At 73.1% G+C, this 15,496-nt stretch carries 15 protein-coding genes; 11 read left to right on the top strand and 4 right to left on the bottom strand.

Annotation, left to right across the window (positions count from 1 at the left end; all coding sequences use genetic code 11):
- Positions 1-96: 96 nt before the first annotated feature.
- Complete coding sequence (locus ACIRF9_RS01950) at positions 97-1,290, top strand: MFS transporter (protein WP_403814807.1); 1,194 nt, start codon at positions 97-99, stop codon at positions 1,288-1,290.
- Between the two features lie 127 nt (positions 1,291-1,417).
- On the opposite strand, the gene ACIRF9_RS01945 is transcribed toward ACIRF9_RS01950, so the two are convergent.
- The 3 genes from ACIRF9_RS01945 to ACIRF9_RS01935 form a co-directional block, all read right to left on the bottom strand.
- Positions 1,418-1,681: a hypothetical protein gene (locus tag ACIRF9_RS01945; protein WP_403814804.1), complete on the bottom strand. Its 264-nt coding sequence runs from the start codon at positions 1,679-1,681 to the stop codon at positions 1,418-1,420.
- A gap of 72 nt (positions 1,682-1,753) precedes the next feature.
- Complete coding sequence (gene malQ / locus ACIRF9_RS01940) at positions 1,754-3,877, bottom strand: 4-alpha-glucanotransferase (RefSeq protein WP_403814801.1); 2,124 nt, start codon at positions 3,875-3,877, stop codon at positions 1,754-1,756.
- Positions 3,878-4,075 carry a hypothetical protein gene (locus ACIRF9_RS01935; RefSeq protein ID WP_403814799.1) on the bottom strand — a complete coding sequence of 66 codons (198 nt, stop codon included), beginning with the start codon at positions 4,073-4,075 and terminating at the stop codon, positions 3,878-3,880.
- Positions 4,076-4,249: 174 nt separating this feature from the next.
- Between ACIRF9_RS01935 and ACIRF9_RS01930 the strand changes: the two genes are divergently transcribed.
- The 5 genes from ACIRF9_RS01930 to ACIRF9_RS01910 are packed head-to-tail and all read left to right on the top strand — an operon-like array spanning position 4,250 to position 8,559.
- The gene (locus tag ACIRF9_RS01930; RefSeq protein WP_403814796.1) at positions 4,250-4,873 is read left to right on the top strand and encodes an RNA polymerase sigma factor; all 624 of its coding nucleotides are present in this window, start codon (positions 4,250-4,252) and stop codon (positions 4,871-4,873) included.
- Between the two features lie 11 nt (positions 4,874-4,884).
- The gene (locus ACIRF9_RS01925; RefSeq protein ID WP_403814793.1) at positions 4,885-5,790 is read left to right on the top strand and encodes a zf-HC2 domain-containing protein; all 906 of its coding nucleotides are present in this window, start codon (positions 4,885-4,887) and stop codon (positions 5,788-5,790) included.
- Between the two features lie 47 nt (positions 5,791-5,837).
- Positions 5,838-6,614, top strand: coding sequence for an ATP-binding cassette domain-containing protein (locus tag ACIRF9_RS01920; RefSeq protein WP_403814790.1), 777 nt, complete (start codon positions 5,838-5,840; stop codon positions 6,612-6,614).
- Positions 6,611-7,942 (top strand): hypothetical protein, encoded by a 1,332-nt coding sequence (locus tag ACIRF9_RS01915; RefSeq protein WP_403814787.1) that lies wholly within the window; start codon positions 6,611-6,613, stop codon positions 7,940-7,942. Before ACIRF9_RS01920 ends, ACIRF9_RS01915 begins: the two co-directional genes overlap by 4 nt.
- Positions 7,939-8,559, top strand: a complete 621-nt coding sequence (locus tag ACIRF9_RS01910; protein ID WP_403814784.1) for a hypothetical protein — start codon at positions 7,939-7,941, stop codon at positions 8,557-8,559. The genes ACIRF9_RS01915 and ACIRF9_RS01910 overlap by 4 nt, the downstream gene beginning before the upstream one ends.
- 84 nt (positions 8,560-8,643) lie before the next feature.
- Here ACIRF9_RS01910 and ACIRF9_RS01905 read toward each other — a convergent pair whose 3' ends face one another.
- Positions 8,644-9,180, bottom strand: coding sequence for an HNH endonuclease (locus ACIRF9_RS01905; RefSeq protein WP_352343479.1), 537 nt, complete (start codon positions 9,178-9,180; stop codon positions 8,644-8,646).
- A 314-nt stretch (positions 9,181-9,494) separates the two neighbouring features.
- On the opposite strand from ACIRF9_RS01905, the gene ACIRF9_RS01900 reads away from it, so the two are divergent.
- The 5 genes from ACIRF9_RS01900 (at position 9,495) to ACIRF9_RS01880 (ending at position 15,496) form a co-directional block, all read left to right on the top strand.
- Positions 9,495-10,604: a mechanosensitive ion channel family protein gene (locus tag ACIRF9_RS01900; protein ID WP_403814781.1), complete on the top strand. Its 1,110-nt coding sequence runs from the start codon at positions 9,495-9,497 to the stop codon at positions 10,602-10,604.
- Positions 10,605-10,839: 235 nt separating this feature from the next.
- Positions 10,840-11,673: a hypothetical protein gene (locus tag ACIRF9_RS01895; protein ID WP_403814779.1), complete on the top strand. Its 834-nt coding sequence runs from the start codon at positions 10,840-10,842 to the stop codon at positions 11,671-11,673.
- Between the two features lie 224 nt (positions 11,674-11,897).
- Positions 11,898-13,109: an ROK family transcriptional regulator gene (locus tag ACIRF9_RS01890; protein ID WP_403814776.1), complete on the top strand. Its 1,212-nt coding sequence runs from the start codon at positions 11,898-11,900 to the stop codon at positions 13,107-13,109.
- A 90-nt stretch (positions 13,110-13,199) separates the two neighbouring features.
- Complete coding sequence (locus tag ACIRF9_RS01885; protein WP_403814774.1) at positions 13,200-14,552, top strand: ABC transporter substrate-binding protein; 1,353 nt, start codon at positions 13,200-13,202, stop codon at positions 14,550-14,552.
- A gap of 2 nt (positions 14,553-14,554) precedes the next feature.
- On the top strand, positions 14,555-15,496 hold the full coding sequence (locus ACIRF9_RS01880) for a carbohydrate ABC transporter permease (protein ID WP_403814771.1): 942 nt from the start codon (positions 14,555-14,557) through the stop codon (positions 15,494-15,496).

Genomic DNA, 15,496 nt, shown 5'->3' with positions numbered 1-15,496 from the left:
GTGGGGCGACGACGTTACGGGCGGGGCGGCGTGCGGCGCCGTCCGTCCAGCGGGACGGGGATGGGAAGCTTCCGCATGGCGCTGAATGGTGGAGGCATGTCCTCCACCACCCCCACCGCCGTCTCCCCGGACGGCACCTCCCCCACCCCCGTCGGCTCCTGGGCGGCCGTCCTCGCCCTGGCCGGCGCCACCTTCTCCGTCGTCACCACCGAGATGCTGCCCGTCGGTCTGCTCACCTCGCTCAGGGACGGGCTGCGCGTCTCCGCCGGGACCGCCGGACTGGCGCTCACCCTGCCCAGGCTGGTCGCCGCCGTCACCGCGCCGCTGCTGCCGGTCGTGCTGCGGCGGGCCGACCGGCGGCAGGTGCTGTGCGCGCTGCTGCTCCTGCTCGCGGCGGCCGACCTGCTGTCCGCGCTCGCCCCCGGCATCACCGTCCTGCTCGCCGCCCGTGCCCTGGTCGGCGTCTGCATCGGCGGGGTGTGGGCGGTCGCGGCCGGGCTCGCCGTACGGCTCGTGCCGGCGGCCTCGGTCGGGCGGGCCACCTCGGTCGTCTTCAGCGGGATCGCCGTCGCGTCCGTGCTCGGCGTGCCGGCCGGCACCTTCCTCGGGGCGGTGGCCGGCTGGCGCTGGGCGTTCGCCGCGCCGGCCGGTCTCGCGCTCGCCGTGGCCGGCGCGCTCGCCCTCGCCCTCCCACCCCTGCCCGCCGAGCGACCCGTCCGCATACGGGAGTTGGGCCTTCTCGTCGCCGACCCGCCGATCCGGCGCGGGCTGCTCTCCGTGGCGCTGCTCGTCACCGGTCACTTCGCCGCGTACACCTACGTCCGGCCGGTCCTCGAACGGGTGCCGGGGCTGGGCGCGGGCGGGATGAGCGGTCTCCTCCTCGGGTACGGCCTCGTCGGCGTCGTCGGGACCTTCGTCGCGGGTGTCCTCGCCGCCCGCGATCCGCTCCGCGCGTTCCGCGTCATCGCGGCGGCGCTGGGCACGGTCGTCGCGCTCCTGATCCCCGCCGCGGCCTCGCTGCCCGCGTCGACCGTCCTGCTGCTGCTCTGGGGGCTGGTCTACGGCGGTGTCTCCGTGTCCGCCCAGGCCTGGCTGTCGGCGACCGTGCCCCGGGCCGCCCGGGAGGCCGCTTCCGCGCTGGTCGCCGGACTGTTCAACACGGCGATAGCCGTCGGCGCGTTCGCCGGTGGCCGCGCGGCCGACGCCCTGGGGCCGACGGCGGCATTGGTCCTGGCGGCGGCACTGTCCCTGACGGCCCTGCCGGTCCATCCACGCGCCCCGGCCGTCTGAACCACCCTCAGAGCCTGTGTCATATCCCCGGCCCCGGACACGAAAGGGCGCCGCCCGTCGCCCCGCGGCACACAGCGTGCGCGGGGCAGGGACGGCGCCCTCGAGAGGTCGTTCGGTGGAACTGCCGTCAGGCCTTGGCCTTGGCCTTGGGCTTCAGGACGCGGTGCTCGGTCTTGGACTTGTCGAGGACCATCACCAGGCCGGTGATCAGCGCGAACAGCGCGATCGGGAGTACGACGTAGAGGCCCAGCGTCGCGGCGACGCTCAGGCCGTCGCCGGGGTCGTCGCCGTCGTCGCGGGTCAGCGCGAGCGCGGGGGACGACATGAGCAGCATCATCAGCGTCGTACCGGCGGCCAGGGCGCCGGCGCGCAGGGCGTTCTTCTTGTCCACAGAGCAAAAGTAGCGAACGCCCTGCGGGGCCGCGCGCCCGGGGTGCCGTACGAGGACGCCCCGCCCGGCCGCCTACCCCTGCGGGACCTCCGGGACCCGCGCGCCGTCCGGGACCGCCGGGGCCCGCGCACCCCCCGGGCCCTCCCGCAGGACGTCGATCAGCGCGTGCAGTCTCGGCGACGCCGCCAGCTCCTCCAGGGTCACCGGCCGGCCCTCCCCGTCGGCGATCGGCAGCCGCCAGTTCGGGTACTGGTCCCAGGTGCCCGGGAGGTTCTGGGGGCGGCGGTCGCCGACGCCGTCCGGGAGCCAGACGCCGATCATGCGGGCGGGGGTGCGCAGCAGGAAGCGGTGGACGGCCTGGACCTCGGCCTCCTCCGAAGCGCGGTCGCCGCCCCCGGCCGCGCCCGCCAGCAGACCGAGCCGGGTGAGCAGGTCCAGCCACTCCACCGTGTCGGCGGCGGCCTCGGCGCGCTCCTCCTCCAGAGGGCGGGTCAGCAGGCCGAGCCGGTCGCGCAGTTCGACGTGTTCGCCGCTGAGGCGGGCGGCCGTGGACGGCAGGTCGTGGGTGGTGGCGGTGGCGAGGCAGTCGGCGCGCCAGCGGTCCGGGGGCAGGGGCCGCCCGTCGCCGTCCCAGTCGCGCTCGAACCACAGCACGGACGTCCCGAGCACCCCGCGCTCCCGCAGCGCCTCACGCACCCCCGGCTCCACGGTGCCCAGGTCCTCGCCGATCACCACGGCACCGGCCCGGGACGCCTCCAGCACCAGGACGGCGAGCATCGCCTCGCCGTCGTAACGGACGTACGTCCCCTCCGTCGGCGCCTCTCCCTGCGGCACCCACCAGAGCCGGAACAGCCCCATGACGTGGTCGACGCGCAGGGCGCCGGCGTAGCGGAAGAGACCTCTGAGCAGCCGCCGGTAGGGGGTGTAGCCGGACGCGGCCAGCCGGTCGGGGCGCCAGGGCGGCAGTCCCCAGTCCTGGCCGCGCGCGTTGAAGGCGTCCGGCGGGGCGCCGACGGACATCCCGGCGGCGAAGTACTCCTGCTGTGCCCAGGCGTCCGCTCCTCCCGGATGCACGCCGACCGCGAGATCGTGGACGACGCCCACGCCCATGCCCGCCTCGCGCGCGGTGCGCTGGGCGGCGGTGAGCTGGGTGTCGGTGAGCCAGGCGAGGCGGGAGTGGAGGTCGACGCGGTGCATCAGCTCGCCGCGGGCGCGGGCGGTCTCGGCCGAGCGGGGATCCCGGAGCCCCTCCGGCCACCGGTTCCACTCCGCGCCGTGCACCTCGGCGAGGGCGCACCAGGTGGCGTGGTCCTCCAGGGCCTGCCCCTGTGCGGCGAGGAAGTCGCAGTAGGCGGCGCGCCGCCCGGGCCCGAGCGGTACCGCGGCGACCAGCTCCAGGGCCTGCCGCTTGGCCTCCCACACGGCGTCCCGGTCGATCAGCTCCCCCTTCTCCAGGACGGCCTCGCGCAGCCGTCCGGCCCGCTCGGTCAGGAGGCGCAGCCGGTCGTCGTCGACGTACGCGTACTCGGGCACGTCCTCGACGCGCAGATGCACGGGGTCGGGGAAGCGGCGCGAGGACGGCCGGTACGGCGACGGATCGGTCGGCGCCCCCGGCACGGCCGCGTGCAACGGGTTGACCTGCACGAACCCGGCCCCGAGCACCCGCCCGGCCCAGTCGGCCAGCTCCCGCAGGTCACCGAGGTCGCCCATGCCCCAGGAGCGGCGGGAGAGAAGGGAGTACAGCTGGACGAGGAGTCCGTACGAGCGTCCCGGCGGTGTGGGCAGCCGGGGCGGGGCCACGACGAGGTGGACGCGGGCGGTGCGGCCGTCGGGGGCGGTGGCCGTCAGCCGGTGGACCCCGTGCGGCAGGTCCTCGGCGCTGTCCCGGGTCTCGCCCTGTTCGGTCTCGATGCGCAGCCGGGTGCCCTCGGGGAGGCCGGCGAGCGCGGCGCACGGGCCGCCGCTCCAGCCGACCACCGTCGGCGGCAGCAACCGCCCGGCCAGCTCCCGCTCGCGCGCGTCGAGCGCCTCCCGGACGGCCCGCGGGGTGGCCGCGTCGACACCGAGCGCGGCGAGCGCACGGACGACGGCGGTGCGCGAGGCCGTGACCGTACGGTCCGGCGAGGGCTGATAGGCGGTGGCGACACCATGCAGGCCGGCAAGCCGGACGAGTTCCTCGCCGAGGGGTGCGGTCATTCAGGGCCTCGTGGAGTGGGAGTCCGGGGCGGCGAGGGGTGGCTCGCTGGTGAGGGGTTCGGCGTCGGGCAGGGGAGGCTCGCTGGTCAGTGGGGCCTCGGTGCAGGCGCCTTCGGCGCTGAAAGCGCGCAGGTCGGGCTCGTCGAAGGGGGCGGCGGAGGGTTCCGCCGGGCGTTTGGAGTGGGCCGGTGCGATCACGGTGGCCTCCTTGTGGGGTGCGGTCCGGTTATCGCAGGCCTACCCAGCGGACGCGAGGACAGACGTCCTCACCTCGTACCACGCTGCCGCACGCCTGCGCGAGCCGTCGGCCCGGCCGCGTGAACCGCCGGCGCGCGGCCGGTCGATAGACGGGGTGTGAGACTGTTCCGCCCCATGAGGGGCCACGGGGAGAGCGACACGGACGCGGCGCTGCTGCGGGCCGTGGCCGACGGGGACGCGGGGGCCCTGGGCACGCTGTACGACCGGCACGCGGGGTGGTTGTACGCCCGGCTGCTCCGGCGGTGCGCCGATGCCGAGGTGGCGCGGGAGGTGGTGCAGGACACCTTCGTGACCGTGTGGCGGTCGGCGTCCGGGCACCGGGGCGGGGAGGCGGGCGGTTGGCTGTGGACCATCGCCGCCCGGCGGCTCGTCGACGCGCGGCGGGTGCAGGAGCGGGCCGGGAGGATCGAGACCGCGCCCCTCGACAGCGCCGCCGTCTCCGTCCCCGCCTCCGCCGAGGCGCCCTCCGCCGAGGAGCGCGTGCTGGCCGGGCTGGAGTACGGCGACGTCGGCACCGCCCTGGACCGGATCTCGCCCGAGCTGCGGGAGGTGCTGCGCGCGACCGTCGTCGACGGGCTCACCACCCGGGAGGCGGCCCGGCTGCTCGGCATACCCGAGGGCACGGTCAAGACCCGCGCGATGCGCGCCCGCGCGGAACTCCGGACGGCCCTCGCCCAGTTGAGCCCCGAGTGGAGCCCCGAGTGGAGCCCCGCACCGGCCCCGGGAGGCCTGGCATGAGCACCGGTCGGATGAGAAACGATCAGTGGCACGCGTCCGACGACCTCGCCGCCCGCTACGCCGACGGCACCCTCCCGGAGGCCGACGCCTGGTCCCTGGAGAGCCATCTGGAACGGTGCGGGGAGTGCGCGGTGCGGGTCTCGGGGGCCGTACGGCGGCTGCCGGCGCCCGGAGTGGCCCTCGCGGAGGTACGGGAGGCCGTACTCAAGGACGTGCGGGACACACGCGAGACCGTCCCGGAGGGGGTACGGCAGCCCGCGCCGCCCGCCCCCCGTGCCCGTCTCTGGTCCTCCTTCCTCGCCCGTGCCCTGTGGGCCGCCGGGCCCGCCGTGCGCGGGGCGTGGCTGCCCGCCGTGCTGCTCGTCGCCCTGGGTGCGCTCGGCCTCGCGTACGGGGCGGACGTCGAGGGTGCCCGGCCGCTGCTCCTCGCCCTCGCGCCGGTCGTCCCCGTCGCCGGGGTCGCCCTGTCCTACGGGCAGTACGCCGATCCCCTGCACGAGATCGCGGCGGCCACCCGCTCCGGCGGGCTGCGGCTGGTGCTGACGCGGACGGCCGCCGTCCTCGCTGTCAGCCTGCCGCTGCTCACCGTCACCGGTCTGCTGCTGCCCGCCTCCGGCGCCCCGGGCGCGGCCGCCTGGCTGCTGCCGGGCCTCGCGCTGACCCTGGCCTCGCTGGCCCTCGCGGGGTTCGTCGGCTGCCGTGCCGCCACGGCGGTGACCGGCGGGGGCTGGCTGTGCGCCGTCCTCGTCCCGGCGCTGGCCACCACCCGCGGCCCCGCGCTCGCCGGGCTCGCGGAGCAGCTCGACCGCTGTCTGGACGGCCCCCTCGCCCAGGGCGGCTGGGCGGCCGCCGCCGTGCTGAGCGCGGCACTGCTGGCCGCCCGCCGTTCCGCCTACGACCACCTGCCGGCCCGGTGAGGAACCGGACCCGGCAGCCCCTCTCTGGAAGACCTGGAGAAGCGAACGTGAGCACCATACGGGTGAGCGGACTGCGCGTCCGCCACCGCAGAACCGTCGCCCTGGACACCGTGGATCTCGACCTCGGCCTCGGCGTGCACGGCCTGCTCGGCCCCAACGGCGCCGGGAAGACCTCCCTGATCCGGGTGCTGGCCACGGTCGCGCGCCCGGACGCCGGCCGGGTGGAGATCCTCGGCGAGGACGTCGGCGAAGCGCGGCGGCGCGGTACGGTCCGCGCCCGGCTCGGCTATCTGCCGCAGGAGTTCGGCTACTACCCGGGCTTCACCGTGCGCGAGTTCGTCGCGTACGTGGCGTGGCTGAAGGAGATGCCCGTGGCCGGGACCCCGGCCGCCGTGGAGCGGGCCGTCGAGCGGGTCGGCCTCGGGGACCGGATCGACGCGAAGGTGAAGACGCTGTCCGGGGGCATGATCCGCCGGGTCGGCATCGCGCAGGCCATCGTCAACGACCCGGACGTCCTGCTGCTCGACGAGCCGACGGCGGGCCTCGACCCGGAACAGCGGGTGGAGTTCCGTGCGCTGCTGCGCGAGCTGGGCTCCACCGCGACCGTGATCGTCTCCACCCATCTGGTGGAGGACGTGGCGGCCGCCTGCACGGAGGTCACGCTCCTGGACGCGGCCCGGGTCGCCTACCGGGGCACTCCCGTGTCCCTGACCGGGCTGGGCGAGGGGAAGGACGGCGTGGGCGACAACCCGATCGAGCGCGGCTACACAGCGGCGCTGCGCGCCCACCGCGCCGACCGCACCCCGCGGGAGGCGACGCGATGACCCTCGTGGCGGAGCGAAAGGCCGGGCGGCAGGGGCCCGCGCACCCCCTGCGCGCGGAGGCCACCCGCGGCTTCGCGCCCCTCGCCGGGGTCGCGGTGCTGCTGATGCTGGGTGTGGTGCTGGGCGCGACGGCGGACCGCTGGCAGGGCGGCTGGGTGGAGACCCGTTCCGAGCTGCACGATCTGCTGCTGGTGCTGCTCCCGCTGGCGGCCGCCGCGGGCTGCTGGCTGGGCGGGCGGGAGCGCCGGCGCGGTACGGAGGAGTTGTGGGGGACGGCCGTACGGGGGCCGCTGGCCCGGTTCCTGGCGTCGGCGCTGCCGCTCGCGCTGTGGCTGGTGGCGGGGTACGCGCTCGCGGCGGCGGGCGCACTGCTGGCGACCTGGCCGTACGCCCGGGGCGACCGGCCGTATCTCGATCTGCTGCCGGTGGACGTGGTGGCCGTCGCGGCGGCCTCGGTGTCCGGGCAGGTGGTGGGGCGGCTGGTGCCCTGGCGGCCGGTGGCGCCGCTGCTGGCGCCGGCCGGGTACGCGGTGCTCGGGCTGTCGGTGGCGTCGGACGACGGTGCGGGCCGTTTCGTGAACCCGGCCTTCCCGGTGAGCTACTGGGACGTCCCGGTCGGACGGCAGCAGGCCGCGATGGCGGTGTGGGTCGCGGGTCTCGCGACGGCCGCCGTGCTGGCGTACGCGGCGCGGCGCCGGTGGACGGCCCTGCTGCCGCTGGTGGCGGCCCTCGCGGCGGGCGGGCTGCTGGTGCAGACGGGCGGCGCGCTGTGGCGGGCGAATCCGGCCGAGAGCCGGCAGGTGTGCGACACGTCGACCACCCCGCAGGTGTGCGTCAACGCCCGCTACGGCGCGCTGCTGCCGCAGGTCACGGCCGCCCTGTCGGGGGTCACCGACCGGCTGGAAGGGGTACGGAATCTACCGGTCCGGTTCGAGGACCGTCCCGGTGAGCCGCGTGCCGGGGAGGTGCAGCTGCCGATGCTCACGCCGATCGGCTGGTCGGTGGTGCGGGGGCGGCTGACCGATCCGGAGCAGTACGCGTGGGAGGCGGTGGCGATGCTGCAGGACCGGGCGGACTGCGACACGCGTGACCCACGCCTGGGCCTGGCGGACGACGCCGTGGAGCACTATCTCGCGCCGAGCCCTGCCGAGGGGACCTTCGACAGGCTGGACGCGACGGGGGACGAGGAGCGCCGCAGCGGGCTGGCGAAGCGGCAGGCGGCCCGGGAGCGGCTGGCCTCGATGGAGGCCGACGCCCGCCGGGAATGGCTGTCGGCGTACTTCGCGACGGCCGGTGACTGCGACCCGGGGAAGGTGCCGGCCCTGTGAGCGATGTGCTGCCGCGTGATGCGCGTGCCCTGAGCGGAGTCCGTCTGTACGCCCGGTCCCGGGCGGTCCCCGGCACGCTCGTCCTGCTCGCCGGGACCGCCGTCCTCGCCCTGTGGGCGGCGGCCCGGACGGGCTCCGGCCCGGATCCGGACCGGCTGCTGCCGGTGGTGACCCTGGTCCCGCCGGTGGCCGCGGCGGTGATCGGTACGAGCCTGTACTCCGCCTCGGACGAACTGGACCGCACCGCCGTGCGCCCCTGGTGGCCGCGCCGACTGGCCCAGTTGCTCGGCCTCACGGCGGTGGCGGCGGCGGTGCTGCCGCTCGCGGTGCTCGGGGACGCACCGGCCGTCCTACGCAACGTGCTGGGCTGTACGGGCCTCACCGCGGCCTCGGCCTGTCTGCTCGGCGCCCGGCTGAGCTGGCTGCCCGCGTGCGGTTACGTCAGCGCGGTGTACCTCGCGTCGGACGGAGCACACGGACGCGCGGTCACGGTGTGGGCCTGGCCGACGCAGCCGGGGCACGTGAGCGCGGCGTGGGTGATGGCGACGGGCGCGTTCGTCCTGGGCACGGCCCTGTACGCCGCACGAGGAGCGCGCTCCGAGGGGATCCGGGGCTGAGCCGGTGGGGCCGTGCGCCCCGAAGGGCCCCGTGGCCGGCCCGGCCGGGCGCCGGTGCCACGGGGCATGAAGAAGCCCGGATCGTCAGGCGGAGATGCCGTCGATCCGGGCCAAGGCGTCGTCCGCGCCGTACGGCTGCAAGTAGGGCAGCCAGCGCGGATCCCTATGGCCCGTGCCGATGATGCGCCAGGCGAGGCCGGAGGGGGGAGCGGGTTTGTGACGCAGCCGCCAGCCGATCTCGACGAGGTGCCGGTCGGCCTTGACGTGATTGCAGCGACGGCAGGACGCCACGACGTTGTCCCACACGTGCTTGCCCCCGCGGCTGCGCGGGATGACGTGGTCGACGCTGGTTGCGACGCCACCGCAGTACATGCACCGGCCCCCGTCCCGCGCGAAGAGCGCACGACGGGTCAGAGGAACGGGCCCCCGATAGGGAACCCGGACGAATCGCTTGAGCCGGACCACGCTGGGTGCGGGGACTGTGACGGTTGCGCTGTGCATGAAGGCGCCTGACTCTTCCAGGGAGACGGCCTTGTTCTCCAGGACGAGGACGAGCGCGCGGCGAAGCGGTACGACGCCGAGCGGCTCGTACGACGCGTTGAGGACCAGGACATGCGGCACGGATGCCTCCTTGGGCGTCGGCGGCGCGTGGCTCGCGCCGGGACGATCTGCAGTCAGTCTCTCCTCTGGCCTGGTGGACGCGCCACCATGTCCCGGTAACGGGCTGGGAGTGTTTTCGACCACACCCCGATACATCCCCCGGATCATGGCCTGTTCAAGCGCGGGTGAGCACCGTCTCTCCTTGCCGCATCGGACGGACCCACACACAATGCCCCGTTAGTGTGGTGGTTCTGCCCGTCCGGTGACCCTTTCGTGACCTTGACGACCTTGACCATCGCACCGGAGGCGGACCGCTGCACCTGGAGGTACCTGTCGTGTCCTTGCCCGCCGTCCTACTGGCCGCCGACTCCTCGCCGTCGCCGACTCCCTCGGGGTCGCCGACCGTGACCGTCCCGTCGCTCCAGGACGCCCAGGAGAGCGCCACGAACGCGGCCAGCTGGGTCGAGCAGAACTGGTCGACGTGGCTCGCGATCGGCCTGAGGGTCCTGCTGATCCTGGTGATCGCGGCGGTGCTGAGAAAGTTCGTGCTGCGGGCGATCTCCAAGCTGATCGAGCGGATGAACCGCACGGTCGAGTCGCCCGAGGGCTCCACGCTGGGCGGTCTGCTGGTCAACGCCGAGCGACGCCGGCAGCGCTCGCAGGCGATCGGCTCGGTGCTCAGCTCGATGGCGAGCTTCCTGATCCTGGGCACGGCGGCCCTGATGGCCCTCTCCGCCTTCGAGATCAACCTCGCCCCGCTGCTGGCCTCCGCCGGTGTCGCCGGTGTGGCGATCGGTTTCGGCGCGCGCAACCTGGTCACGGACTTCCTCTCCGGCGTCTTCATGATCCTGGAGGACCAGTACGGCGTCGGCGACCAGATCGACGCGGGCGTCGCCACCGGCGAGGTCATCGAGGTCGGCCTGCGGGTGACCAAGCTGCGCGGCGACAACGGCGAGATCTGGTACGTCCGCAACGGCGAGGTCAAGCGGATCGGCAACCTCTCCCAGGGCTGGGCGACGGCCGGTGTCGACGTCACCGTGAAGGCGACGGAGGACCTGGACCGGGTCAAGGCCACCCTGGACGAGGTCGCCGAGAAGATGAGCAAGGAAGAGCCCTGGAACGAGCTCCTGTGGAGCCCGATCGAGGTCCTGGGCCTGGACAGCGTGCTGCTGGACTCGATGGTGGTCCGCGTCTCGGCCAAGACGATGCCGGGCAAGGCCCTGACGGTGGAGCGCGAGCTGCGCTGGCGCATCAAGCGGGCGTTCGACGCGGCGGACATCCGCATCGTCGGCGGCGCGACCGCCCCGGCGGAGGAGGACGCGGCCGACCCCGCGGCGGCGGTCGCGGCCCCGTCGGTCTTCTCCAACGCGGACTCCCCGCAGTCGGCGGCGGCGTCCCCGATCGCTCCGCAGCGGGCCGTGGCGGCGGCACCCACCCCGAAGTAGGCGGTACGCGGGAGGCGGCACCCGGGCTCCGGGGGCCGCCTCCTCGTGCGTGTGGCGGGCACACGGTGCGTACGGCGGGCACACGCGGAAACCTGTGAACGGCCGGCCCCGATCCCCATGATCTTCACAGGTGTCCCACCCTTCCCCCGCGTCACACCACCCCATATCGTCACTCTGATATCGGGCCCTTGTTCTGGAGCGCAACGCCCAGGGGCCCGCTCGAATGTGGGGATACATGAGAAAACTCGCCATAGGCACCGCCCTGTCCGGTGCCCTGGCCCTGGGGGTTCTGACCGCGCCCTCCGCCTCGGCGGACTCGGTGGACCTGGCGTTCACCAACGTGAAGGTCAACGGCGGCAAGGCGATCGTGGTGGGCACCACCGCCAAGGTGAAGGTGCCGGTGACGTACACGCTGTCGCGTCCGGCGGACCTGACGATCGACTACAAGAACAACTTCGCGGGCGTCCTGCTCTACCGCGGCTCCCTGGCCGAGCAGGACAACTCGATCGAGCCGGACGCCGCGCCGGTCTGCACCACGACGGCCACCAGCGACACCCGGGTGATCGAGTCGTGCACCGAGACCCTGGTCATCGACCCGTGGGACAACCTGTACGAGGCGGCGGACGCCGGCACCTGGAAGAGCGCGGGCTTCTACGGCCACGGCGCGACGGACCTCGACGACTCCGACGGCCACATCAGCTTCGAGTTCGGCTACGACATGTGGGCCAACGCGGCGACCGCGAAGATCAAGCGCGCCGCCAAGCTGACCGTCAACGCCACGCCCGAGCCCGTCGTCAAGGGCAGGACGCTCACCGTCAAGGGCAGGCTGACCCGCGCGAACTGGGAACTCGGCAAGTACAGCGGTTACGCGAGCCAGAAGGTCACCCTCCAGTTCAGGGCCAAGGGTGCCAGTGCCTACACGACCGTGAAGACGATCACCTCCGGCACCGGTGGCGCGCTCTCCACCACCGTGAAGGCGAGCAAGGACGGTTACTACCGCTTCACCTTCGCCGGCACCGCCACCACCGCCGCCAAGACGGCCGCCGGCGACTACGTCGACGTGAAGTAGCCCGGCCGGGCCGCCCGACGGCCCCCACTGTTGCGTCCACCGCCCCCGAGGTAACGACTGCGTTGCCTCGGGGGCGGTTTCCGTTTTCTTGCCTTGACGACCCCTTCGTGACGGGCTTACCTTCCCTTCCAGCCGATAGGAAAGTTTCCTAACAGTGGCCGGAAGTGGACTCCTTCCCGAAGTCACTGGGAAGCTGTGCAGTTCAGAGAGGCAGGTGTCGACCCATGGCAGGAACCGCCGGTACGCCGGGCACCCCGCGCGTCCTGCGCGCCATGAACGACCGCGCCGCGCTCGACCTCCTCCTGGCGCACGGCCCGCTGTCGCGCACCCGCATCGGCAAGCTCACCGGCCTGTCCAAGCCGACCGCCTCCCAGCTGCTGGCCCGGCTGGAGGCGGCGGGCCTGGTCCTCGCCACCGGCACTACCGAGGGACGACCCGGCCCCAACGCCCAGCTGTACGAGGTCAACCCGGCCGCCGCCTACGCCGCCGGCCTGGACGTCACCCCCGAGCGCGTCCTCGCCGCCGTCGCCGACGTCACCGGCCGGACCGTGGGCACCTACGAAGTGCCCACCCCCGCCAGGAAGACCGCCGGGGCCGTCGTACGACAGGTCACCGAGGCCCTCGACGGCGCGGTGAAGACCGCGGGCCTCACCCGGGACGACGTGCGCCGGCTCGTCGTCGCCACCCCCGGCGCCTTCGACCCCACCACGGGCCGACTGCGCTACGCCTCCCACCTCCCCGGCTGGCACTCGCCCGCGCTGCTCGACGAACTCGCCGCAGCCCTGCCGATGCCGGTCGAGTACGAGAACGACGTCAACCTCGTCGCCGTCGCCGAACAACGGCTCGGCGCGGCACGGGGACACGACGACTTCGTCCTGCTCTGGAACGAGGGCGGTCTCGGCGCCGCCCTGGTCCTCGGCGGCCGGCTGCACCGCGGCTGGACCGGCGGCGCGGGAGAGGTGGGTTTCCTTCCTGTGCCGGGCGCACCCCTCGTCCGGCAGGTGACGAAGGCCAACAGTGGCGGCTACCAGGAGCTGGCCGGCTCCCAGGCCATCCCCCGGCTGGCCCGGGAACTCGGCCTCACCGGCATCCCGGACGGGCCGTACGCCGAGGTCGCCGCCGCAACTCTGGAGCGGGCCGCCGCCGAGGACACCGTCCTGCACCAGCTGCTGCTCCAGACCTACGCGACCCGGCTCGCGACCGGTCTCGCCTCGCTCGTCTCCGTCCTCGACCCCGAACTCGTCGTCCTCAGCGGCGCCTCCCTGACCGCCGGCGGCGAGGTGCTGCGCAGCCTCGTCCAGGCCGAACTGGAGGAGCTGGCCGCGTCCCGGCCGAAGCTGGTCCTGGGCGACGTCACCGAACGGCCCGTGCTGCGCGGCGCGCTGGAGAGCGCGCTGGCGGCCACCCGCGACGAGGTCTTCGACACCTCGCGCTAGACGCACCCCTTCACCTCACCCCGCAGCACCCTTCACCTCACCCCGCAGCACTCCTCACCTCACCCTGCCCTGTCCCCAGGAGGCCCCGCCATGTCCACACGCATACCCGGAGTCGCCCGAAAGGCGGCTTTTGCCCTGACCGCCTCGACGGCCCTGCTCCTGACCACCACCGCCTGTACCGGCCAGGCGTCGTCCTCCGGCGCGAGCGACGACGCGTCCAAGGAGCAGACCATCACCTTCTGGCACGCCTGGAGCGCGCCGAACGAGGTCAAGGCCGTGAAGGCGCTGGTCGCCGGCTTCGAGAAGGCGCACCCCAACATCCATGTGAACGTCGTCGGCAACATGACCGACGACAAGATCAACCAGGCGCTGCGGGCGGGCGGCAGCAAGGCGCCCGACGTGATCTCGTCCTTCACCACCAACAGCGTCGGCAAGTTCTGCTCCTCCGGCGCCCTGGTCGACCTCAACCCGTTCTTCAAGAAGTCGGACATCGACCCGGACACCACCTTCCCGAAGGCGATGAACGAGTACACCCAGTACGACCTGAACCGCTGCGCGGTTCCGCTGCTGGGCGACGCCTACGGCCTCTACTACAACAAGACCGCGTTCGAGAAGGCCGGCATCACCAGCCCGCCGAAGACCTGGTCCGAGTTCGAGGCCGACGCCAAGAAGCTGACGATCACCCAGGGCGACTCGTACAAGCAGCTCGGCTTCATGCCGAACTACCACGGCTGGGAGACGACGACCGAGCACTACATGGGCCAGTTCTCGCCGACCTACTTCAACAAGTCCGGCAAGTCGACGGTCGCCACCGACCCGGCCGTCGCCGACGCCATGACGCTGCAGAAGAAGCTCGTCGACGAACTCGGCGGCTTCAAGAAGCTGGAGAAGTACCGCTCCGGCCTCGGCGACGAGTGGGGCCCCAAGCACCCCTTCCAGACCGGCCAGGTGGCCATGCAGCTGGACGGTGAGTGGCGCCTCGGGATGGCCCTGGACACCAAGCCCGACTTCGAGATCGGCGTCGCCCCCCTGCCCGTCCCCGACGACCAGGCCGACCAGTACGGCAAGGGCTACATCACCGGCACCATCGCCGGCATCGCCGCCACCAGCAAGAAGCAGAACGCGGCCTGGGAGTTCGTCAAGTACATCTCCACCGACACCGACGCGGTGGTGGGCTTCTCCAACGCCATCCACAACGTGCCCTCGACGCTGGCCGCCCTGAAGTCGCCGAAGCTGAAGTACGACCCGCGCTTCAAGACCTTCCTCGACATCGCCGCGAACCCGAACTCGACGACCGCGCCGTCCTCGATCAACGGCGGCGTCTACCTCACGACCGTCCAGGAGCTCGGCTACGACTACGAGAGCGGCAAGGTCACCGACCTGCAGTCCGGTCTGAAGAAGGCGGCCGCGCAGATCGACACGGACATCGCGCAGGCGAAGTAGCGATGAGCGCCGTCACGTTGAGGTCGAAGCGCCGCCGGTCGGCGCTTCGCACCCTCGCCTTCCTGTCGCCCTGGCTGATCGGCTTCGCGGTCTTCTTCGCGTACCCGATGATCTCGACGGTCTACTTCTCGTTCATGCACTACGACGGCTTCAAGCCGCCGACGTGGAGCGGGACGAAGAACTGGACATACGTCTTCGAGTCCTACCCCTTCTTCTGGCCGGCCCTGCGCAACACCCTCTGGCTGGTCGTGATCATGGTGACCCTGAGGGTCCTGTTCGGGCTCGGGATCGGCATGCTGATCACGAAGATCAAGACGGGTACGGGGATCTTCCGCACCCTCTTCTACCTGCCCTACCTGGCCCCGCCGGTGGCCGCGACGATGGCCTTCGCCTTCCTCCTCAACCCCGGCACGGGCCCGGTCAACTCGATCCTGGCGAAGATCGGCATCCCGGCGCCGGGCTGGTTCAACGACCCGGACTGGTCCAAGCCGGCCCTCACGCTGATGTTCCTGTGGGGCGTCGGCGACCTGATGGTCATCTTCATGGCCGCGCTGCTCGACGTACCGAAGGAGCAGTACGAGGCGGCCGAGCTGGACGGCGCGTCCGCCTGGCAGCGGTTCCGGTTCGTCACCCTTCCCAACATCTCGCCGATCATCATGTTCGCCGTCGTCACCGGCGTGATCGCGGCGATGCAGTGCTACACCCAGCCCCTGGTCGCCGGAAAGGTCGCCTCGGGCGTGATCCAGGGCGCGGGCACCATGTTCCAGCCCGGCTACCCCGAGCACTCGACACTCACCCTCCCCCAGCTCGTCTACAACCTCGGCTTCCAGCGCTTCGACTACGGCTCGGCGTGTGTCGTGGCCCTGGTCCTGTTCGCCCTGTCGATGGCGTTCACCGCGCTTCTGATGCGGCGCCGGGGCGGTCTCATCCAGGCAGGTGACTGA

This window comes from Streptomyces sp. NPDC096132 (assembly GCF_044763345.1).
GTDB lineage: Bacteria > Actinomycetota > Actinomycetes > Streptomycetales > Streptomycetaceae > Streptomyces.
The sequence above is the reverse complement of the archived record's forward strand: the minus strand, read 5'-3'. Positions and strand labels throughout refer to the sequence as shown.

Bases quoted from the DNA above. Each gene is read 5' to 3' on its own strand.
- ACIRF9_RS01950 (WP_403814807.1), top strand. From the start codon at position 97: ATGTCCTCCACCACCCCCACCGCCGTCTCCCCGGACGGCACCTCCCCC.
- malQ (WP_403814801.1), bottom strand. From the start codon at position 3,877: ATGACCGCACCCCTCGGCGAGGAACTCGTCCGGCTTGCCGGCCTGCAT.
- ACIRF9_RS01930 (WP_403814796.1), top strand. From the start codon at position 4,250: ATGAGGGGCCACGGGGAGAGCGACACGGACGCGGCGCTGCTGCGGGCC.
- ACIRF9_RS01925 (WP_403814793.1), top strand. From the start codon at position 4,885: ATGAGAAACGATCAGTGGCACGCGTCCGACGACCTCGCCGCCCGCTAC.
- ACIRF9_RS01915 (WP_403814787.1), top strand. From the start codon at position 6,611: ATGACCCTCGTGGCGGAGCGAAAGGCCGGGCGGCAGGGGCCCGCGCAC.
- ACIRF9_RS01895 (WP_403814779.1), top strand. From the start codon at position 10,840: ATGAGAAAACTCGCCATAGGCACCGCCCTGTCCGGTGCCCTGGCCCTG.
- ACIRF9_RS01890 (WP_403814776.1), top strand. From the start codon at position 11,898: ATGGCAGGAACCGCCGGTACGCCGGGCACCCCGCGCGTCCTGCGCGCC.
- ACIRF9_RS01885 (WP_403814774.1), top strand. From the start codon at position 13,200: ATGTCCACACGCATACCCGGAGTCGCCCGAAAGGCGGCTTTTGCCCTG.
- ACIRF9_RS01880 (WP_403814771.1), top strand. From the start codon at position 14,555: ATGAGCGCCGTCACGTTGAGGTCGAAGCGCCGCCGGTCGGCGCTTCGC.